Raw genomic sequence first — 19,976 nt, forward strand, 5'->3', positions numbered from 1 at the left:
CGACGGCCGCCGCCCCGCTGACGGGGCGACGGCCGTCGTGGCGAGATCGGCTCAGACCAGCTCGATGCGGGCGCCGGGATCGTTCATCACGATCACCGGGGTCACGGTCGGGTGCCCGGCCGCACGGATCGCGGCGAGGTCGGCGCGCAGCAGCGGCATGCCGGCGACGACGCGGTCTCCCGTCTGCACGAGGGTCTCGAAGCCGTGCCCCTTCATCTCCACGGTGTCCAGGCCCACATGGATCAGCACCTCGACGCCGTCCTCGAGGGTCAGCGCGACGGCGTGACCGGTGGGGAACACGTGGGCGACGGTGCCCTCGGCCGGGGCGAGCACGAGCCCGTCGCTCGGCTCGATCGCGATGCCGGGGCCCATGACCCCCTGGGAGAAGGTCGGGTCCGGCACCTGGTCGAGCGGCACCGAGGTGCCCTCGACGGGCCGGCGCAGGCGCACGAGGGAGGACGCCCGCGACGCGGTGGCGCTCCCGCCTCCCGCTTCGGCGGCGTCCTGCTCCTCGAGGGCGCGGACGTCCTCCTCGGCGACGGGCCGGTCCGTGCCGCTCATGATCCGCTCCATCGCGTCCTTCACGAACTGGACGGAGGTCCCGTAGATCACCTGGACGGAGTGCCCGCCGGGCTTCATGGTCCCGGCGGCGCCCGCGCGCTTCAGCGCCGCCTCGTCGACCTTGGAGACGTCCGCGAGCTCCATCCGCAGGCGCGTCGCGCAGTTCTCGAGGTCGGTGATGTTCGAGGCGCCGCCGAGAGCGGCGAGGAAGGCGGTCGCGGTCGCGGCGTACCTGCCGTCGCTCGCGGCCTCCTCCCCCTCGACCCGGCCGTCGAAGGAATCGTCGCGGCCGGGGGTCTTCAGGTCGAACCTGAGGATGATCCAGCGGAAGACGAGGAAGTAGACGGCGAACCAGAAGATGCCCATCAGCGGGATCGCCCACGGGTTCTGCGCCATGGGGTTCACCCAGCCGAGGGCCAGGTCGATGAACCCGCCGGAGAAGCCGAAGCCCATCCGCACCGGCAGCAGCGCGCTGATCGCCATGGAGATGCCGGTGAACAGCGCGTGGAGCAGGTACAGGCCGGGGGCGAGGAACATGAACGCGAACTCGAGCGGCTCGGTCACGCCCACGAAGAACGCGGCGACGGCGCTGGAGAAGAGCACGCCCGCGGCGACCTTGCGCCGCGAGGTCTTCGCGGTGACGTACATGGCCAGCGCCGCACCGGGCAGGCCGAACATCATGATCGGGAAGAAGCCGGTCATGTACTGGCCGGTGACCCCGTAGGTGCCGGAGCCGTCCAGGAAGTTGCCCAGGTCGTTGATGCCTGCCACGTCGAACCAGAACACGGAGTTCAGGGCGTGGTGCAGGCCCAGCGGGATCAGCAGGCGGTTGAGGAAGCCGTAGAGTCCCACGCCCACCGGCCCGAGCGTCAGGATGAACTCGCCGAAGGCGACCAGCCCGCCGAAGGCCAGCGGCCAGACGAAGAACAGCACGAGCGCGAGCACGAGGGAGAGGCCCGCGGAGACGATCGCGACGGAGCGGCGGCCGGAGAAGAAGGCGAGGGCGTCCGGCAGCTCGGTCTCCTTGAAGCGGTCGTAGGACCAGGCGCCGATGAGGCCGCACAGGATGCCCACGAAGACGTTCTCGAGGTTCGAGAAGGCGAGGTCCACCTCCGCCTCCTCGATGCCCTGGAACAGGGCGACGTTCTCCGGGGACAGCAGCGTGGTCACCACCAGCCAGGAGACGAGGCCGGCGAGGGCGGAGGTGCCGTCGGGCTTGGTGGCCATGCCGAGCGAGACGCCGATCGCGAACAGCAGCGGCAGGTTGTCCAGGAGCGCGCCGCCGGCCGTCTGGAAGAACACGCCGACGAGGTTCGCGTCGTTCCCGGTGGCGGTGAGGATCCAGTAGCCGATCCCGCTGAGGATCGCGGCGACGGGGAGGACGGCCACGGGCAGCATCAGCGATCTGCCCAGGCGCTGGAAGAACTTCATCGTTGCCTCTCGGAGGTGGGGCGCGACGGAGCCCGCGGCAGGGCCGCGAGGCGGAGCGCGCCCGAGGATGGTCAGGGTCGGTGCGGGGGCGCGGCGGGTCCCGCTCCCCGGTCCGGGATCGCGCCGACGTGCGGTGGCGGCGCGGCAGGACCTGCCAGGCGCCCGTCGGACCGGCGGCGTCGCCGAGCAGGGTCCCGGTGCGGGGGCCGACGGCGGTCTCGGGCCGCGTGGACGCTATCACGCCGGTTCCCCGGTCCCGACGGACCGGGTTCCGGACGACGAGCCATTCCCCGCGGAGTGCATACATCGGCGGCACGATGCCCCCGAAATCACCAGTGTTCTCGCACAGGGGCTGCGACTCTGCATACACTCATGCCATGCGGGCCAGTGACCGCGCCTACACGGCGCTTCGCGAGGAGATCATCGACGGCTCCCTCGCGCCCGGCGCCGTGCTGGGCGAGGTCGAGCAGTCCCGGCGCCTGGGCCTGTCCCGCACCCCGCTGCGCGAGGCCCTGGCCCGACTGGTCTCCGACGGGCTCGCCGAGCCCGCCGCGGGCCGCGGGATCGTCGTCAGCGCCGTCTCCCTCGAGGAGGCCGCTCCGCTGTTCGACCTCCGCATCGCGCTGGAGACCCTCGCGGCCCGCCGCGCGGCGGAGCGCATCGCACGGTCCGGCGGTTTACCCGGCGCGCGGGGCGGGGCCGACGTCTTCGCCGCTCTCGCCGACCGCTTCGCGCAGGCGCGCGGCCTTCTCGCCGCCGGCACCGACCCCACCGCCTACTACGCCCTGACCCGCGAGCTCGACGCCGCGCTGGACACCGCCTGCGGTAACGCCTATCTCGCCGAGTCCCTGCGCGGCCTGCGCCTGCACCTGGGCCGGCTGCGACGCCTGGCGCGCAACTCCCCGGACCGCCTCGCCGACTCCGCCCGCGAGCACGCCGACATCGCCCGCGCGATCGCCTCGGGGGATCCCGAGCTCGCCGCGGCGAGCACCCTCGTCCACCTCCGCCGCGCCCTCGCCCACCTGCAGGGCGCCGGGATCCCCACCGACGCCACCGCACCCGCCGTATCCGCCGAACCCGCCCGCCAGGAGGCCACCGCATGATCGACCACGACGTCCGCGTCCACCGCTCCGAGGAGAACCTCGCCCACGAGGACCAGCTGGCCTGGAGGATGGCGCAGGTCGCCGTCGACCCGGTCGAGGTCGAGCCCGAGGTCGCCGAGATGGTGATCAACCGCGTCATCGACAACGCCGCCGTCGCCGTCGCCTCCCTCACGCGCGCCCCGATCGTCTCCGCCCGCGCCCAGGCGCTCAGCCATCCCGTCCCCGCCGGCGGCACCGGCTCGAGCGTTGTCGGCCTCGAGGCGCGCACCTCGCCCGAATGGGCCGCCTGGGCCAACGGCGTCGCCGTGCGCGAGCTCGACTACCACGACACCTTCCTGGCGGCGGACTACTCCCACCCCGGCGACAACATCCCGCCGCTGCTGGCCGTCGCCGAGCACACCGGCCGCACGGGCGCCGAGCTGCTGCGCGGCATCGCCACCGGCTACGAGCTGCAGGTGGACCTGGTGCGCGCGATCTGCCTGCACGAGCACAAGATCGACCACGTCGCCCACCTCGGCCCGTCGGCCGCCGCCGGGATCGGCACGCTGCTGGGCCTTCCTGCGGAGACGATCTTCCAGGCGATCGGGCAGGCGCTGCACACCACCACCGCCACCCGCCAGTCCCGCAAGGGCGAGATCTCCACCTGGAAGGCGCACGCCCCCGCCTTCGCCGGGAAGATGGCCGTGGAGGCGGTGGACCGCGCGATGCGCGGCCAGACCTCCCCGGTCCCGATCTATGAGGGCGAGGACGGGGTGATCGCCTGGTTGCTGGGCGGCCCGGACGCCCGCTACATGGTGCCGCTGCCCGGGCCCGGCGAGGCCAAGCGCTCGATCCTGGACACCTACACCAAGGAGCACTCGGCCGAGTACCAGGCGCAGGCCTGGATCGACCTGGCCCGGCGCCTGCATGCCGAGCACCCCGAGCTGGCCGACCCCGCGAACGTCGACTCGATCCTGCTGCGCACCTCGCACCACACCCACTACGTGATCGGTTCGGGAGCGAACGACCCCCAGAAGTACGACCCGACCGCGTCCCGCGAGACGCTCGACCATTCGATCCCGTACATCTTCACGGTCGCCCTGCAGGACGGGACCTGGCACCACGTCGACTCCTACGCCCCCGAGCGCGCCGCTCGCGAGGACACCGTCGCACTGTGGCAGAAGGTCACCACCGAGGAGGACGCGGAGTGGACCCGCCGCTACCACTCCCTGGATCTCGCCGAGAAGGCTTTCGGCGGAGAGGTCGTGATCACCCTGGCCGACGGGACCACGCTGCGCGACGAGATCGCGGTGGCCGATGCGCACCCCCAGGGCGCCCGGCCCTTCGCCCGCGCGCAGTACATCGACAAGTTCCGCTCCCTCGCGGACGGCGTGCTCGAGGAGCGCGAGATCGCCCGTTTCCTCGACGCCGCGGAGAACCTCGCCGTGCTGCCCGCCGGGGAGCTGCATCGCCTGAACGTCCTGGCCGCCCCCGGCGTGCTCGACCCGTCGGCCGCCCCGAAGGGACTGTTCTGATGCTGTCCTCGACCCGCACCCCCGCGCAGAAGCGCCAGGACCTGCGCTCCCTGCTCTCCCCCGGCGCCGCCGCCCCGTTCCCCGGCGCGTTCACACCGCTGTCCGCGAAGCTGATCGAGGAGAAGGGCTTCCCCGGCGCGTACATCTCCGGAGCCGTGATCGCGAACGAGCTGGGCCTGCCGGACATCGGCCTGACCACCCTCACCGAGGTCACGACGCGCGGCGCCCAGATCGCCCGCTCCACCGATCTTCCCTGCCTGATCGACGCCGACACCGGCTTCGGCGAGCCGATGAACGTGGCCCGCACGATCCAGCAGCTCGAGGACGCGGGGCTCGCGGGCTGCCACATCGAGGACCAGGTCAACCCCAAGCGCTGCGGGCACCTGGACGGCAAGACCATGGTCGACCTCGACACCGCTTCGAAGCGGATCCGCTCCGCGGCCGATGGCCGACGGGACCCGGGCTTCCTGGTCATGGCCCGCACCGACCTGCGTGCGACCGACGGCCTGCCCGCCGCGATCGACCGGATGAAGGCGCTGGTGGACGCGGGGGCCGATGCGATCTTCCCCGAGGCGCTGGCGGACCTCGGCGAGTTCGAGCAGGTCTGCGCGGCACTGGACGTCCCGGTGCTGGCGAACATGACCGAGTTCGGGAAGTCGCAGCTGTTCACCCGAAAGCAGCTCGCCGAGGCGGGCGTCGCGATGGTGATCTACCCGGTCACCCTGCTGCGGGCCGCGATGGGCGCGGCCGAGCGGGTGCTGGAGACGATCCTGGAGACCGGCACGCAGGAATCCCGCGTCCCGGAGATGCTCACGCGTGCGCGGCTGTACGAACTGGTGGACTATGAGTCCTACAGCCGCTTCGACGCCTCGGTCTTCGACTTCGAGGTCCCCGCCGCGCACGATGCCGCGCAGACGCCGCCCGCCCGGACACCGCCGTCGACGAAGGAGTGAGCCCCATGAACCACGCCACCTACACCTCCGAGATCAGGAAGGGACTGAACGGCGTCGTCGCCGACGTCTCCGCCATCTCGAAGGTGAACCCCGAGACCAACTCGCTGCTCTACCGCGGCTATCCCGTCCCGCAGCTCGCCGCGACACAGTCCTTCGAGGCGGTCGCCCATCTGCTGTGGACCGGGGAGCTGCCCGGTGGGTCCGAGCTCGCCGCGCTGCAGGAGCGCTTCCGCGCTCACCGCGACCTGGACCCGACGGTCAGGCAGGCCCTCGACGCGCTGCCGACGACCTGCCACCCGATGGACTCGGTGCGCACCGCCGTCTCGGTCCTCGGGGCGAGGGACCCAGAGGCCGACGACTCCTCCCCCGAGAGCGAGCTCGCCAAGGCCGAACGGCTCACCGCGCAGCTGCCGGCCGTGATCGCCTACGAGCAGCGTCGGCGCCGCGCCGGCGGACCGACCGAGCCGGTCCCCGCCCGCCAGGACCTCGACCACTCCCAGAACTTCCTGTGGATGACCTTCGGCGAGGAGGCGGCGCCCGAGGTGGTCGACGCCTTCCGCGTCTCGCTGATCCTCTACGCCGAGCACTCCTTCAACGCCTCGACCTTCACCGCCCGTGTGATCACCTCGACCCTCGCCGACCTCCACTCCGCGGTGACCGGGGCGATCGGCGCGCTCAAGGGCCCGCTGCACGGCGGGGCGAACGAGGCGGTCATGCACACCTTCGACGAGATCGGGATCCGTCCTGAGGAGTCCGGCGCCGAGGCGAAGGAGCGCGCCCGCACGTGGATGGAGGACGCCCTCGCGCAGAAGAAGAAGGTGATGGGCTTCGGCCACCGCGTCTACAAGCACGGCGACTCGCGCGTGCCCACCATGAAGCAGGCGCTGGACGCGATGATCGCCCACACCGGCCGCGACGAGATCCTCGGCCTGTACGACGGGCTCGAGCAGGCGATGGACGAGGCCAAGGGCATCAAGCCGAACCTCGACTATCCCGCCGGTCCCGTCTACCACCTGATGGGCTTCGACACCGAGCTGTTCACGCCGCTGTTCATCGCGGCGCGGGTGACCGGGTGGACGGCCCATGTCATGGAGCAGCGGGCGTCGAACGCGCTGATCCGTCCGCTGTCGCAGTACGACGGGGTGGACGAGCGGCCGGTCCCCGGCGCCTGATCCGGCCGGTGCCGCGAGTCCCGGCGCTCAGGAGCCGGGGAGGTCGGGCAGGGCCGCTGCGGCTGCGCGGATGTGTTCCGCGGTCAGCCTCGCGGCCTCCTCCGACTCCCCCGCCCGGAGCGCGTCGAGGATCTCCCGGTGCTGCGCGCGGAGCATGTCGGCCATCGCGTCCCAGTCCTCGACCTTGGTGAAGGCCTCGAGGATCGGCGCGCGCAGGGAGGCGCGGATCGCCCCGGTCATCTCCGCGAACAGCGCATTGCCGCCGCCGCGGGCGATCGCGACGTGGAACTCGGTGTCCGCGTCGTTGAAGTCCTCGCGACTGACGCCGGGACGGTCCATCCTCGCCAGGAGCTCCTCGAGCTCCGCGAGCGCCTCCGCGTCCGCGCGCTCCGCGGCGAGCGCGGCGCTGGCCCGTTCGAGCAGGACCCTCGTCTCGACCACGTCGTGGACGGGGAAGTTCGCGAGGGCGACGTGCAGTCGCAGGAAGCGCTCGAGGGCGGCGCGGGGCAGCGCGGCGACGAAGGTGCCGGCCCCGCGTCCGGAGCCGACCTCGGAGCGGAGCACCCCGTGGGCCTCGAGGGCCCGGATCGCCTCGCGCACCCCGGTGCGGCTCACCTGCAGCCGGGAGGCGAGCTCCCGCTCGGGCGGGAGCAGGTCCCCGACGGCCAGTGCACCGCTCATGATCTGGTCCTCGATCGCGTCGATCACCAGCTCGTGGGTGCTGCGACGGGACACAGGACCCCAGGCCGCACCGCCGGCTCCGGCCGTGCTCCGATGCGGTCCGACCTCCGAGTGGTACGCGTTCTCGACCATGGGCCCGTTCTAGCACGGCCGGCTCTGCGAGCGCACGGCCCGCTCTCCCCACCGGCCCGCGCAGGACGCATCCCGTCCCGGTCCGCTCCGGTCCTGTCCCGTCCAGGGGGTTGCCTCGCCGGCGCCCTGACCCCACGATCGCCATGTGGTCGGACCACACCGTGGTCTTCCGCTCCTTCTCCCTCACGACTCACCAGGCACGACATCGACGGCGATGCAGTGCAGCACCGCCGCTGACGTGTCTCGGAGGTTCCCATGTACACCCCAGACCTCGCACCGCTGGCCGGCAGCCTGATGCTGTCCTCGCTCGTCGCAATCCTCCCCCTGCTGACGATCTTCGTGACCCTCGGAGTGCTGCGCTGGAAGGCGCACTGGGCAGGCCTCTCGGCACTGGCCGTCGCAGGTCTGGTCGCCGCGGTCGTCTACGGCATGCCCCTGGACCTCGTCGCCCTCTCCGCCTCGCAGGGGTTCGCCTTCGGGCTCTTCCCGATCATGTGGATCGTGCTGAACGCGATCTGGCTGTACGAGCTCACCGTTCGCAGCGGACGCTTCGAGGACCTCCGCCTGGTCATCGACAGGATCTCCGACGATCCCCGGGTCCAGGCGATCATCATCGCCTTCTGCTTCGGCGGCCTCCTCGAGGCCCTGGCCGGCTTCGGCGCCCCCGTCGCGATCACCGGCGTGATGCTGATGGCGGTGGGCTTCACCGCGATGCGCGCCGCGACCGTGGTGCTCATCGCCAACACCGCCCCGGTCGCCTTCGGCGCGATCGCGATCCCGATCATCACCGCCGGCAACCTCACCGGCATCCCCTACCAGCACATCGGCGCGATCATCGGACACCAGGCGCCGTTCCTCGCCGCCGTGGTGCCGCTGTTCCTCGTGCTGCTGGTCGACGGTCGGCGCGGGGTGCGTCAGCTCTGGCCGCTCGCGCTGGTGGTCGGCCTCGTCTTCGCAATCAGCCAGTACCTCTCCTCGAACTTCGTCTCCGTCGAGCTCACCGACATCATCGCCTCCCTCGCCGGGCTCGGCGCCGCGGTGCTGATGCTCCGGGTGTGGACGCCCGTCGGCGGCGCGGACGCGCTGGCGAACATGCGCCGCGAGCGGGAGGGCGAGCAGGCGGGCGCCCCGCAGAACGGGACCGCCGCCGTCGCGGTCGCCACCCGCACCCGACCTGCCCTGACCCCGGTCCAGGTGCTGCTCGCCCTGTTCCCGTACCTGCTGGTGATCCTGGTCTTCTCCGCCTCGAAGCTGGTGCCCGCGCTGAGCGCCTTCCTCGCCTCGACGGATCTGAAGATCCCTTGGCCCGGCTTGGACGGCCGGGTGCTCACCGCCGCCGGGGAGGTCTCCACCAGCACGGTGTACACCCTCCAGTGGCTCTCCTCGCCGGGCACCCTGCTGCTGCTGACCGGGATCGTGGTGGCGCTCGTCTACCGACTCGGCGCGCGGGACGCCGTCGACGTGTACGTCACCAACCTCGTGAAGATGCGCTGGTCGATCCTCACCGTCGCCGCGGTGCTCGCGCTCGCCTACGTCATGAACCAGTCGGGGCAGACGATCACCATCGGCACCTGGATCGCCGGCACCGGCGCCGCCTTCGCGTTCCTCTCCCCGATCCTGGGCTGGCTCGGCACCGCGGTCACCGGCTCGGACACGAGCGCCAACGCCCTGTTCGCGACGCTCCAGCAGACCGCCGCCGAGAAGGCCGGCCTCGACCCGGCGCTGCTGGTGGCGGCGAACACCTCCGGCGGCGTGGTCGGCAAGATGATCAGCCCCCAGAACCTCACCATCGCGGCCACGGCCGTGGGCCTGGTCGGTCAGGAGTCCGCCGTCTTCCGCCGCGTCATCTGGTGGAGCCTCGGCATGCTCGTCGCGCTGTGCCTGCTGGTCGGGCTGCAGTCGAACGTGCTGTCCTGGATGATCCCCACCCCCTGACCCGCTCCCGCTCGCCCCCATACCCCCGTCCGACACGAAGGAGGACCCCATGGTCCAGCGTCAGATCCCCCGCCCCTCCGAGCTCCTCGAGCTCATGAAGTTCAAGAAGATCGACCTCGACCCCAAGCGGCGACGGCTCTCCTCGGCGCTCACGATCGAGGACCTGCGCACGATCGCGAAGCGCCGCACTCCCGCCGCGGCCTTCGACTACACCGACGGCGCCGCCGAGCGGGAGATCTCGATGCGCCGCTCCGTCGAGGCCTTCGAGGACATCGAGTTCCACCCCTCGATCCTGAACGACGTCTCCTCCGTCGACACCACCACGCAGATCCTCGGCGGCAGCTCCGCGCAGCCCTTCGGCATCGCCCCCACCGGCTTCACCCGCCTGATGCAGACAGAGGGCGAGATCGCAGGTGCCTCGGCGGCCGGCGCGGCCGGCATCCCCTTCACCCTCTCGACTCTGGGCACGACCTCGATCGAGCACGTCAAGGAGGCGAACCCGCTGGGTCGCAACTGGTTCCAGCTCTACGTGATGCGCCAGCGGGAGATCTCCTACGGCCTGGTCGAGCGGGCGGCGGAGGCGGGCTTCGACACCCTCTTCTTCACGGTGGACACCCCCGTGGCCGGTGCACGGCTGCGCGACTCCCGCAACGGCTTCTCGATCCCGCCGCAGCTCAGCCTCGGCACCGTCGTCAACGCGATCCCGCGCCCCTGGTGGTGGTGGGACTTCCTGACCACCGCGAAGCTCGAGTTCGCCTCGCTCTCGGAGACCGGCGGCACCGTCGGCGAGCTGCTGAACTCCGCGATGGACCCCTCGATCGACTTCGAGGACCTCGCCGAGATCCGGAGGATGTGGCCCGGGAAGTTCGCCGTCAAGGGCGTCCAGACCCTCGAGGACGCGAAGAAGCTCGCCGACCTCGGCGTCGACGCGATCGTGCTCTCCAACCACGGCGGTCGCCAGCTGGACCGCGCCCCCGTGCCCTTCCATCTTCTGCCCGAGGTGGCGCGCGAGATCGGCAAGGACGTCGAGATCATCCTGGACACCGGCATCCGCAGCGGTGCCGACATCGTCGCCGCGATCGCGCTGGGCGCCGACTTCACGATGATCGGCCGCGCTTACCTCTACGGACTGATGGCCGGCGGCAAGGAGGGCGTGGACCGCACCATCGAGATCCTCGCGAGCCAGGTCGAGCAGACCATGAAGCTGCTGCAGGTCCCCACCCTCGCCGATCTCAGCCCCCAGCACGTCACGCAGCTCGGCCGCCTCACCCGCCTCGGCGAGGAGGAGCGCCGCTCCCGGGTGCTCTGACCGGCCCGTCGCGGGGCGCGTCGGCCGGTCAGACGCGCCCCGCCGCCCGTGTACATCGGCGGCGCGGAGTTTTAGGGTCGGGCCATGACCCCCGACGACGCCGCCCCTGCCGCTCCGTCCCCCGCCGACCGCCGCGCCCCGGACATCAAGCCGCGCAGCCGCACGGTCACCGACGGCCTGGCCGCCACCACCTCCCGCGGCATGCTGCGCGCGGTGGGGATGGGCGATGCCGACTGGGACAAGCCCCAGATCGGCATCGCGAGCTCCTGGAACGAGATCACCCCCTGCAACCTGTCGCTGGACCGGCTCGCCCGTGCCGCGAAGGAGGGCGTGCACTCCGGCGGCGGGTACCCGCTGCAGTTCGGCACCATCTCGGTCTCCGACGGGATCTCGATGGGGCACGAGGGAATGCACTACTCCCTCGTCTCCCGCGACATCATCGCCGACAGCGTCGAGACGGTGATGCTCGCCGAGCGGCTCGACGGCTCCGTGCTGCTGGCCGGCTGCGACAAGTCCCTGCCGGGGATGCTGATGGCCGCGGCGCGGCTCGACCTCGCGAGCGTCTTCGTCTATGCGGGAACGATCATGCCCGGCCGCGCCTCGCTCACCGACGGCACCGAGAAGGACGTGACGATCATCGACGGCTTCGAGGCCGTCGGCGCCTGCGCGCGCGGGCTGATGAGCCGGGAGGACGTCGGACGGATCGAGCGCTCCATCTGCCCGGGCGAGGGCGCCTGCGGCGGCTTCTACACCGCGAACACCATGGCGACGGTCGCCGAGTCGATCGGCATGTCGATCCCCGGCTCGGCCACTCCCCCGTCGGCCGACCGGCGCCGCGACGCCGACGCGCGCCGGGCGGGCGAGGCCGTGGTGGGGATGCTGAGACAGGGCATCACGACCTCCGACATCATGACCAAGGCCGCCTTCGAGAACGCCATCAGCGTGGTGCAGGCCTTCGGCGGCTCGACCAACGCAGTGCTGCACCTGCTCGCGATCGCGCACGAGGCGGGCGTGGACCTCACCCTCGAGGACTTCGCCCGGATCGGCGCGAAGGTGCCGCACCTCGCGGACCTCAAGCCCTACGGCCGCTACGTCATGAACGACGTCGACCACGTGGGCGGCATCCAGGTCGTGATGAAGACGCTGCTGGACGAGGGCCTGCTGGACGGGGACTGCCTGACCGTCACCGGCCGCACGATCGGCGAGAACCTCGAGGTCCTCTCGCCCCGCCCGGCCGACGGGACCGTGCTGCGCCCGGCGACCGCGCCGATCGCCCCGACCGGCGGGATCACGATCCTGCACGGCTCGCTCGCCCCCGAGGGCGCGGTGGTGAAGTCGGCGGGCTTCGAGGAGGACGTCTTCGAGGGGACCGCGCGCGTGTTCGAGCGGGAGCAGCAGGCGCTGGACGCGCTGAACGACGGCACGATCGACCACGGCGACGTGGTGGTGATCCGCTACGAGGGCCCCAAGGGCGGGCCGGGCATGCGCGAGATGCTCGCGATCACCGGCGCGATCAAGGGCGCCGGGCTCGGCAAGGACGTGCTGCTGATGACGGACGGCCGCTTCTCCGGCGGGACGACGGGCCTGTGCGTCGGCCACATCGCCCCGGAGGCGGTGGACGGCGGCCCGATCGCGTTCGTGCGCGACGGGGACCGGATCCGTCTGGACGTCGGTGCGGGCACCCTCGACCTGCTGGTCGACGAGGCGGAGCTCGCCGCGCGCCGGGAGGGCTGGGAGCCGCTGCCGCCGAAGTTCACCAAGGGCGTGCTGGGCAAGTACGTGAAGCTCGTGAAGTCCGCCTCCCGCGGCGCGATCCTCGGGGACTGAGCGGGGCGAGGACGGCTCAGGGCTCGGCGACGAGCAGCACGAGGGACCCCTCGTAGCGCGGCAGGGTGCGCAGCGCGCCGTGTCGGGCGTCCCAGGTGCCGTCGAGCAGGTCACCGGCGAGCTCCCGGGTGAAGCGGTCGATCACCGCGGGCTCGACGAGGCTCCAGGCCGAGCAGGCGCGCTGCGCCTCGGCATCGAGCAGGTGCTCGGGCCGTCCGTAGTAGGCCTCGGTGAACCCGTCGGTGCAGCCTTGCGGGATCAGCACGGTGCTGATCGAGACGCTGCCGCCGAGCCCGTCGGCGAGCGCGTCCGGCGACGGGCAGCGGCGCGCCTCGACCTCGAGCACCTCCGGCGCGTACTCCCGCACCCAGAACTCCTGCACCCGGGTCGGGTCGCAGGTGAGGATCACGACCGGACCGCGCGTCACGCGGCGCAGCTCGGCCAGGCCCGCAGGAAGGTCCTGCCACTGGTGGACGCTGAAGGTGGCCATGGCGGCGTCGAAGGAGTCGTCGGCGAAGGGCAGCTGCTCGGCGGTCGCGTCCACGGCCGGGGACAGGCGGGCGGGGCGCTGGGCGCGCATCACGGCGGAGGGCTCGACGGCGCTGACCTCCCGGTCCGTCGGCTCGTAGGAGCCCGCCCCGGCGCCGACGTTCAGCACGGTGCGCGCCTCGCCGAGCGCCTGCGCGATCACGGCGGCGAGCCGCGGGTCGGGGCGTCGGTAGCGGGAGTAGGTGGACCCGAGGGCGCCGTAGTCCGCGTCTCCCGCGCTGCCGTCGTGCCTGCGCTGTGCCATGGCTGTCAGCCTAGTGAGCGGTCCGACGGAGTGGTCGAAGGGGTCCCGCGGCCCGCGTCGCTCCGCTCTTGTGTCGCACCCCGTTCCTAGGCTCGTGAGCATGTCGCCGTCGCGCCGCTCCGCTGCGCGCTCCGTCCCCGCCGATGCGGCGCGGGCCGAGCGCGAGCGGATCCGTGCACTCCTGCTCGCGCAGCGTCCCGAGCTGGGCGCTCGCCTCGCCGTCGGCCCGAGCGGTGCGCTCGTGATCCCGCTGCGCAGGGGTGGGAGCGTCGAGATCGGCAGGATGCGCCGACGTGGCACGCCCCGCTGGGTCGTGGTCGCACCGTCGGCGGCGGGCGCGCGGGTGCGAGAGCCCGCGACGCCGGACGCGATCGTCCGGGTCGTCCTCGCCGCGCTCGACGAGGACGCGACGGGCAGGTCGCTCAGCGCGGTGCGATGAGGTCCGCGAGGATCTCGATCTGGGGGCGGAGGATGTCCTCGCCGAGGGCGACCGCATCGGGGCCGAGCTGGCCGAACAGGTGGGCGCTGATCACGCCGACGAGCCCGGACCAGGCCGTGACGGCGCGGGCGGCGGTCGCGGCGTCCGTCTCGATCGCGAACTCCGTCAGATGCCGGTCCAGCAGTCCCGAGACCGCAGGGGCGAGCGCCGGCGAGTCACCGAGCGGTCGATCCCCCCGGGCCGCGTCGGCCGCGATCGCGAGCACCTCGCGGGTCACCTGCGTGCCGGGCGCGTTCGTGGTCTCCGACGGCGCCGCGCAGCCCGGGACCGGGGTGCCGTACAGCAGCGACCAGCGCTCCGGGGCGGCGAGCGCCCAGCTCGACATCGCCCCGCCGAGGGCGAGGAAGCGCTCGCGCGGCTCGTCGCCGGCGCCCGCGAGACGCTCCTCGACCGCGGCGGCGAGGTCCTCGTAGGCGTCGACGATCTTCCGAGTCCTTCTACGGCTTCCAGGGCGGAGCCGCGTCCCTCGCGGAGGACGCCCCGCCCAGTCCGCAGGACGAGAAGGGACGGGTGCGGGTGGAGCTGCTGGCCGCGCGCCGGGCACACCGGGCCCGCACCCTCAGCGTCATCGCCTCGGACCTGATCGGGCCGAGCACCGTCGGCACCGGAGCGGCGGTCGCGACCGCGATGGTGATCGAGCCAGTGCTCGCCGGGCGTCGCGCGATCCTGTTCGGCCGGGCCGACGCACCGCACACCCTCACCCACGTGCCGGATCTCGCGGCGGCGATGCTGCACGCCGCCCGCCGCGCCGAGCACCTGACCGGGGCCGCGGGCGATGCGGTGCTGAACGCCCCTGCCGCCCCCGCCCGCACCCAGCGGGAGCTGATCGCGGAGGTGTCCCGGCTCGTGGGCGCGTCCGCCCGTCGGCCGATCCCGATCCCCCGTGCAGCTCTTTCCCTGCTCGCCCCCTTCAACACCTTCGCCCGTGAGCTCCACGGGATCTCCGGGCTCTGGTACGGGCCGTGCGTGCAGGTGCCGGGGCGTCTCGAACGGGAGGAGGTGCTCGTCGCGACGAGCTGGGAGGACGCGGTCGGCGCGACGGTCAGGGCGGCGCAGGGCGCTCGCGACACGGGGGCTGTTAGCGTCGCCCCATGAGCGACTCCGCTGCCCCCGTCGGCCCCTCCCTCCATCTCTCCGTCGTGATCGACCGCCCCTGGCGTCGCGTGTACGAGTACGTGAGCGATCCGCGGAATCTGCCCCGCTGGGCGGCCGGGCTCGCGGGCAGCGAGGTGCAGCGGGAGGTCTCCCAGTGGTCGATGAGCTCGCCGATGGGGCGGGTGCTGGTCAGCTTCGTCCCCGAGAACGATCTGGGCGTGGTGGACCACACCGTCACCCTCCCCACCGGCGAGTCCGTGCTGAACCCGCTGCGGGTGCTGCCGCTGACGGAGGAGAGCTGCGAGGTGGTGTTCACCCTGCGCCGCGGCGCGATGAGCGAGGCGGAGTTCGCGGAGGACGCCGAGGCCGTCGGCGCGGACCTGGCGACGCTGCAGAAGATCTGCGAGCAGGACTGACCCTCCGGGCAGGGATGCCCAGCGATCGAGAAGCACACCCAGCGGTTCTTCGCGAAGCTCGGGCTGAGCGACGACGCGAGCGTGCCCCGGCGGGTGACGGGGTGCTGACGCTGCTTGGGAAGTAGCCGAGCGGCCGGCTCGCGCGGCCCGCCTTTCCTCCACAGTCGGGGGTTGTGCACAATTCTTGTCGAGGTATTGACAGGCCCCGTCTTCGCATTTTCCGCGGTCAACCCAAGGCGTCACCATCGAACCGTTCCTCCGACGGGTCCGACAGGGCGCACGCGACGGGCAGCCACTCGTCACATAGAGCATGACCAGCAATCTCTCCGCGCAGACGCCGCTACGGCCACCTCGACCCTTCCTCCACACACCCACGTCCTCCACAGTTCTGTACACATTTACGAGGAGGCCGTCGGATTCATCCACAGATCCCCCTCAGGCCTGGTGTCACAAATCGCACACAAGTACGATGGAGGCATGGCTCACACGAGACGGCAGGACGAGGGGGACCGCCCCGGTGGGGACTCACCCCGCCCCGGCACAGAGCCCCCGTCGGCCCGCGCGTCCGGGCCTGACGGCGGTTCTGAGCCGGCCGGCGGTTCTGCAGAGGTCGACGTCCTGGATCGGGCCGCCGCGCAGATCGCAGGCCTCGGCGCCGGTCCGTCGGCCCGCGCGGTCCTCGCCGAGGTGCTGACCTTCACCCTCCACGCCTTCACCCGCACCCGGTCCACGCGCGATCCGCTGCCGGACACCGCCCCCGGCAGCGCCGAGGAGGCCCTCGCCGTGCTCGCCGGGCTCGATCACCTGCGCTCCGCACTCGCCGCGATCGACTCGATCTGGCAGGTGCAGGCCGAGCAGAGGATCGCTCGCGACGACGAGGCGCACGACGTCCCCGCCTCCCGCCGTGGCAAGGGTGCATCCCACGAGATCTCGCTCGCCCGTCGCGTCTCCCCCTCCTCCGGCTCCTACTCCCTCGCCGCGGCGCGCCGGCTCGTCCAGCAGCTGCCCGGCACCACCTCTGCGCTGCGCAGCGGACGGCTCACCGCAGAGCAGGCCTCGGCCGTCACGACCGCGCTCGACGGCGCCTCCCCGGAGACCTGTGCACGGATCGACCGGCTGATCGCCGAGGACCCCGAGGCGCTGCAGGGACGCGGGAGGAAACGCCTGGCCTCCGACCTGCGCGGCATGGTCCAGCAGCTCGAGCCCGAGGGCTCACGGGACCGGGCCGAGCGCGCCGCACGCGCACGCCACGTGACGATGACTCCGCTGGCCGACGGGATGGCGCGGCTCAGCGCGGTGCTGCCCGGCCTCGAGGCGACCTCCGTGATGCAGACCCTCCACGCGCGCTCCGAGTCGCTCCGCGCCGCCGGCTCCCGCACACCCGCACGCGCCCTCGAGGCGGACCTGCTGGTGGATGCCGTGCTGCGAGCAGCCCCCAGGCGCACCGCCCTCACCCCCACCGCCTCCCGGCCACGGCTCGACCTCGGCATCGTCATCACCGACAGGGCGCTGCTCGGTCGCGGTGACGAGGAGGAGTGCGCCCTGCTCGAGGGCTACGGAACGATCCCCGCCCACGTCATCACCGACACCCTGCAGGGCCGGCCTCCGGGACGGATCCGCGAGGTGGGGTCCGAGGATCCGCCGGTCATCAGCGGGACTCCTGCTGCGGAAGGTCCGTTCGACGCCGACGATCCGGTAGGGACCAACGATCCACACGGTGACGGCACCAGCGATCCACCGGACCCATCCGCCTCGATCGAGCACCCCGACCAGGAAGCCGCCGCCGTCTTCCGTCGGCTGTACGCGAGTCCGCGCCCGGGCGAGCTGGTGGCGATGGAGTCCCGGGCGCGCGCCTTCCCCGTCGGGCTCTCCCGGCTGATCCGTCTGCGGGACGTCACCTGCCGCACGCCCTGGTGCAATGCGGTGATCCGCCACATCGACCACGTCGTGCCCCATCACCGCGGCGGGCCGACCAGCTGCGAGAACGGCCAGGGCCTGTGCGTGCGCTGCAACCTGGCCAAGGAGCACGGGCAGTGGGAGGTCACGACAGCCGACGCGGAGGCCGGGGCCGGGGCCGACGGCGCGACCCGACATCGCTGGAGCAGCCCGCACGGAGCCGTCGGCTACTCGTCCCCGCCGAGCGTGGTCCCTCCGCCCCTCCGCGCCGAAGGGTCCGCTCATACCTCTGGGGACGACTCCGCCCCGACGGAGGACGGGGGCTCCCCGCTCGGCGGCGATGCAGAAACTCCGTGACTCCCGCCGCCCCCGCCGCCTACGCTCGCGCTGACGGCCGACGGACCGACTGGATCCCGGCTCAGCGCACCTTCCGGGCCAGGGTCGTGATGACGTGCCAGTGCTTCTTCTCCGCGAGGAAGCGACCGTCCTCGTCGCGCACCGAGCGGTCGATCACGTGGAAGTCGCGGAACATCGCGTCGATCTCGTGGAGCGGGAGCGTGGCGACATCGGGCAGCTCCGCCCAGGAGTCGTTGGGGCCGAAGAAGTCCACGGCCATCACGCCGCCGCGCGGGAGGGCGCCGACGAGCTTCTCCCACACCTCCGGCAGCGCCTCCGGGCCGAGCAGGCCCAGGGTGTAGGTCGAGTAGACGATCTGCGCGGACGGGAACTCCGCCACGTCCTGGATATCGGTGTGGTGGAAGGTCACCGAGCCGCTCATGCGCTCGTTCTCCACCAGGCGGGCAGCGAGGGTGTCGTCGCTGTCGTAGGCATGGACCTCCCAGCCGCGCCGGGCGAACTGGAGGGAGTCGGCACCGGCGCCGGCCCCCAGATCGAGCACCACACCGGGACGGCGGTCACCTCCGGCCGCAGAGATCGCCTTCCCCACGAGCCGACGGGCGGGACGGCCCGCGGCGTGGGCGTTCAGCGCCGCCCAGTCAACCTTCTCCGCCGTGTCCATGTCTGTCAGGCTCCACCATGCTGATTCCCGGTTCAACTTCCCGTGACCCAGGCCGCGTCCTATTTCGTCACGGGCGAACAGGAGCCCCTCGGAGGGCCACCGCGCGACCCCTCTAGGATGGCGGGATGACGGCCACCTCCCTGCGGATCGCTGCGGTCTGCCTGCACACCTCACCGCTCACCGAGCCCGGAGGCGCGGACGCGGGCGGCATGAACGTCGTGGTGCTCGAGCAGTCCCTCGCCCTCGCCCGGCTGGGCCACCGCGTCGACCTCTTCACCCGACGCTCCGACCCCGACGCCCCGGCCGTGGTCGAGGTCGCCGACGGGGTGCGCCTGCTGCACCTCGAGGCCGGGCCCGCCGCCCCCGTCGCCAAGGGCGACATGGACGCGATGATCCGGCCCTTCCGCGAGCAGCTGCGGCCGCACCTCGCGGGCGGCGCCTACTCCCTCGTCCACTCCCACCACTGGTTCAGCGGCGTCTCCGCCCTGCCCCTCGCCCGGGAGCTCGACCTCCCCCACCTGCAATCCTTCCACTCGGTCGCGGCGCCCGAGGGCTCCTCGACGCTCGAGGCCGGGGAGCCGGCCGAGTCCGAGGGCCGCATCCCCGGCGAGCAGTTCGCCGCGACCGGCTCCGACCTCGTCATCGCCGTCTCCGACGCGGAGGCGCGCACCGTCGTGGAGCGCTACGGCGTTCCCGGCGAGCGCCTCGCCGTGGTCCGCCCCGGCGTGGACGTGGACCGCTTCCACCCCTGCGAGGACGTGCAGGCCCGGCGCCACCGCCCCACCCTCCTGTTCACCGCGCGGATCGAGCCGCTGAAGGGCCCCGACCTGGCGCTCGAGGTCCTCGCTCGGCTCGACCCCGCACGGGGCGCGCGGCTCGTGCTGGCCGGCTCCGCCGCCCCCGCCTTCGCCGAGTACCTCGAGTCGCTGCGGGACCTCGCGAAGGAGCTCGGCGTCGAGGACCGGGTCGAGATGGTCGGCACCCTGGACCGCGATCAGCTCGCCGAGGCGATGCGCTGCGCCGGCGCGCTGCTGCTGACCAGCTGGTCGGAGACCTTCGGCCTCGTCGCCCTCGAGGCGCAGGCCAGCGGCACTCCCGTCCTCGCCTGGCGCGCGGCCGGCGGGGTGCGGGAGGCCGTCGCGCCCGACGGCCTGGTGCAGGGCAGCCGCGACCCCGACGTCTGGGCCGAGACCCTCGAAGCGCTCCTCGACGACGAGGACCGCTACGCGGCGGCGGTCCGCGCCGCCCGCGAGTTCGCCGCCTCCCGCACCTGGGAGGCGACCGCCGAGGCGCTCGCCTCCCAGTACACCCGTCTCGTGGAGAAGCGCGCATGAGCACCGACCCCTGGCAGCTGCTCGGGACCGCACGCACCGTGCTCGCCGTCCACGCCCATCCCGACGACGAGTCGCTCTCCACCGGCGCGCTGCTCGCCGCGCTCGCCGCCGACGGCACCCGCGTCGTGCTCGTCACCGCGACCCGCGGCGAGGAGGGCGAGATCATCCTCGGCGCGGTCGCCGACGGGGACGAGCGCCCCCTCGAGGAGATCCGGGAGCAGGAGATCGATGCCGCGACCGCCGCGCTCGGGATCGCCGAGCGGCACTGGCTGGGCACCGCCCCCGCGCTCGCGGCCGGCGCGGCCCC

At 72.5% G+C, this 19,976-nt stretch carries 18 protein-coding genes; 13 read left to right on the forward strand and 5 right to left on the reverse strand.

Annotation, left to right across the window (positions count from 1 at the left end):
* Positions 1-51: 51 nt before the first annotated feature.
* Positions 52-1,992 (reverse strand): N-acetylglucosamine-specific PTS transporter subunit IIBC, encoded by a 1,941-nt coding sequence (nagE, locus tag HMPREF3159_RS14475; protein ID WP_070501826.1) that lies wholly within the window; start codon positions 1,990-1,992, stop codon positions 52-54.
* A gap of 377 nt (positions 1,993-2,369) precedes the next feature.
* Between nagE and HMPREF3159_RS14480 the strand changes: the two genes are divergently transcribed.
* The 4 genes from HMPREF3159_RS14480 to HMPREF3159_RS14495 are packed head-to-tail and all read left to right on the forward strand — an operon-like array spanning position 2,370 to position 6,734.
* Positions 2,370-3,095 carry a GntR family transcriptional regulator gene (locus tag HMPREF3159_RS14480; protein ID WP_070501827.1) on the forward strand — a complete coding sequence of 242 codons (726 nt, stop codon included), beginning with the start codon at positions 2,370-2,372 and terminating at the stop codon, positions 3,093-3,095.
* The gene (locus tag HMPREF3159_RS14485) at positions 3,092-4,609 is read left to right on the forward strand and encodes an MmgE/PrpD family protein (protein WP_070501828.1); all 1,518 of its coding nucleotides are present in this window, start codon (positions 3,092-3,094) and stop codon (positions 4,607-4,609) included. Before HMPREF3159_RS14480 ends, HMPREF3159_RS14485 begins: the two co-directional genes overlap by 4 nt.
* Positions 4,609-5,562, forward strand: a complete 954-nt coding sequence (gene prpB / locus HMPREF3159_RS14490; protein ID WP_070501829.1) for a methylisocitrate lyase — start codon at positions 4,609-4,611, stop codon at positions 5,560-5,562. The genes HMPREF3159_RS14485 and prpB overlap by 1 nt, the downstream gene beginning before the upstream one ends.
* A 5-nt stretch (positions 5,563-5,567) precedes the next feature.
* On the forward strand, positions 5,568-6,734 hold the full coding sequence (locus HMPREF3159_RS14495) for a bifunctional 2-methylcitrate synthase/citrate synthase (RefSeq protein ID WP_070501830.1): 1,167 nt from the start codon (positions 5,568-5,570) through the stop codon (positions 6,732-6,734).
* Positions 6,735-6,761: 27 nt separating this feature from the next.
* Here HMPREF3159_RS14495 and HMPREF3159_RS14500 read toward each other — a convergent pair whose 3' ends face one another.
* Positions 6,762-7,547, reverse strand: coding sequence for a FadR/GntR family transcriptional regulator (locus HMPREF3159_RS14500; protein WP_070501831.1), 786 nt, complete (start codon positions 7,545-7,547; stop codon positions 6,762-6,764).
* Positions 7,548-7,802: 255 nt separating this feature from the next.
* Between HMPREF3159_RS14500 and HMPREF3159_RS14505 the strand changes: the two genes are divergently transcribed.
* The 3 genes from HMPREF3159_RS14505 (at position 7,803) to ilvD (ending at position 12,618) form a co-directional block, all read left to right on the forward strand.
* Positions 7,803-9,482, forward strand: coding sequence for an L-lactate permease (locus HMPREF3159_RS14505; protein WP_070501832.1), 1,680 nt, complete (start codon positions 7,803-7,805; stop codon positions 9,480-9,482).
* A 49-nt stretch (positions 9,483-9,531) separates the two neighbouring features.
* Complete coding sequence (locus HMPREF3159_RS14510; protein ID WP_070501833.1) at positions 9,532-10,791, forward strand: alpha-hydroxy acid oxidase; 1,260 nt, start codon at positions 9,532-9,534, stop codon at positions 10,789-10,791.
* Positions 10,792-10,875: 84 nt separating this feature from the next.
* Positions 10,876-12,618: a dihydroxy-acid dehydratase gene (gene ilvD, locus HMPREF3159_RS14515; RefSeq protein ID WP_070501834.1), complete on the forward strand. Its 1,743-nt coding sequence runs from the start codon at positions 10,876-10,878 to the stop codon at positions 12,616-12,618.
* 16 nt (positions 12,619-12,634) lie between these two features.
* Here the strand turns inward: ilvD and HMPREF3159_RS14520 are convergent, their stop codons facing one another.
* Entirely contained in the window at positions 12,635-13,411 is a 777-nt protein-coding gene (locus HMPREF3159_RS14520; protein ID WP_070501835.1) for a class I SAM-dependent methyltransferase, read from the reverse strand.
* 100 nt (positions 13,412-13,511) lie between these two features.
* On the opposite strand from HMPREF3159_RS14520, the gene HMPREF3159_RS14525 reads away from it, so the two are divergent.
* On the forward strand, positions 13,512-13,850 hold the full coding sequence (locus tag HMPREF3159_RS14525) for a hypothetical protein (protein WP_070501836.1): 339 nt from the start codon (positions 13,512-13,514) through the stop codon (positions 13,848-13,850).
* Here the strand turns inward: HMPREF3159_RS14525 and HMPREF3159_RS18140 are convergent.
* Positions 13,834-14,454: a TetR-like C-terminal domain-containing protein gene (locus HMPREF3159_RS18140; protein WP_305764318.1), complete on the reverse strand. Its 621-nt coding sequence runs from the start codon at positions 14,452-14,454 to the stop codon at positions 13,834-13,836. The genes HMPREF3159_RS14525 and HMPREF3159_RS18140 overlap by 17 nt on opposite strands.
* Between HMPREF3159_RS18140 and HMPREF3159_RS14535 the strand changes: the two genes are divergently transcribed.
* From HMPREF3159_RS14535 to HMPREF3159_RS14545, 3 genes are all read left to right on the forward strand, one after another.
* Positions 14,421-15,005 carry an NAD-dependent epimerase/dehydratase family protein gene (locus HMPREF3159_RS14535; protein WP_210388887.1) on the forward strand — a complete coding sequence of 195 codons (585 nt, stop codon included), beginning with the start codon at positions 14,421-14,423 and terminating at the stop codon, positions 15,003-15,005. The two genes, HMPREF3159_RS18140 and HMPREF3159_RS14535, sit on opposite strands and share 34 nt — an antisense overlap.
* Positions 15,002-15,421 carry an SRPBCC family protein gene (locus HMPREF3159_RS14540; RefSeq protein ID WP_070501837.1) on the forward strand — a complete coding sequence of 140 codons (420 nt, stop codon included), beginning with the start codon at positions 15,002-15,004 and terminating at the stop codon, positions 15,419-15,421. The genes HMPREF3159_RS14535 and HMPREF3159_RS14540 overlap by 4 nt, the downstream gene beginning before the upstream one ends.
* Before the next feature lie 477 nt (positions 15,422-15,898).
* The gene (locus HMPREF3159_RS14545) at positions 15,899-17,674 is read left to right on the forward strand and encodes an HNH endonuclease (RefSeq protein WP_070501838.1); all 1,776 of its coding nucleotides are present in this window, start codon (positions 15,899-15,901) and stop codon (positions 17,672-17,674) included.
* Between the two features lie 61 nt (positions 17,675-17,735).
* Here the strand turns inward: HMPREF3159_RS14545 and HMPREF3159_RS14550 are convergent, their stop codons facing one another.
* Positions 17,736-18,335, reverse strand: a complete 600-nt coding sequence (locus tag HMPREF3159_RS14550) for a class I SAM-dependent methyltransferase (protein ID WP_070501839.1) — start codon at positions 18,333-18,335, stop codon at positions 17,736-17,738.
* A gap of 125 nt (positions 18,336-18,460) precedes the next feature.
* Here HMPREF3159_RS14550 and HMPREF3159_RS14555 point away from each other — a divergent pair, with 125 nt between their 5' ends.
* Complete coding sequence (locus HMPREF3159_RS14555; protein ID WP_070501840.1) at positions 18,461-19,669, forward strand: glycosyltransferase; 1,209 nt, start codon at positions 18,461-18,463, stop codon at positions 19,667-19,669.
* A partial coding sequence (locus tag HMPREF3159_RS14560) for a PIG-L deacetylase family protein (RefSeq protein ID WP_210388886.1) occupies positions 19,666-19,976 on the forward strand: 311 nt, incomplete at its 3' end. The genes HMPREF3159_RS14555 and HMPREF3159_RS14560, both read left to right, overlap by 4 nt.

This window comes from Brachybacterium sp. HMSC06H03 (assembly GCF_001807385.1).
Taxonomy (GTDB): domain Bacteria; phylum Actinomycetota; class Actinomycetes; order Actinomycetales; family Dermabacteraceae; genus Brachybacterium; species Brachybacterium conglomeratum.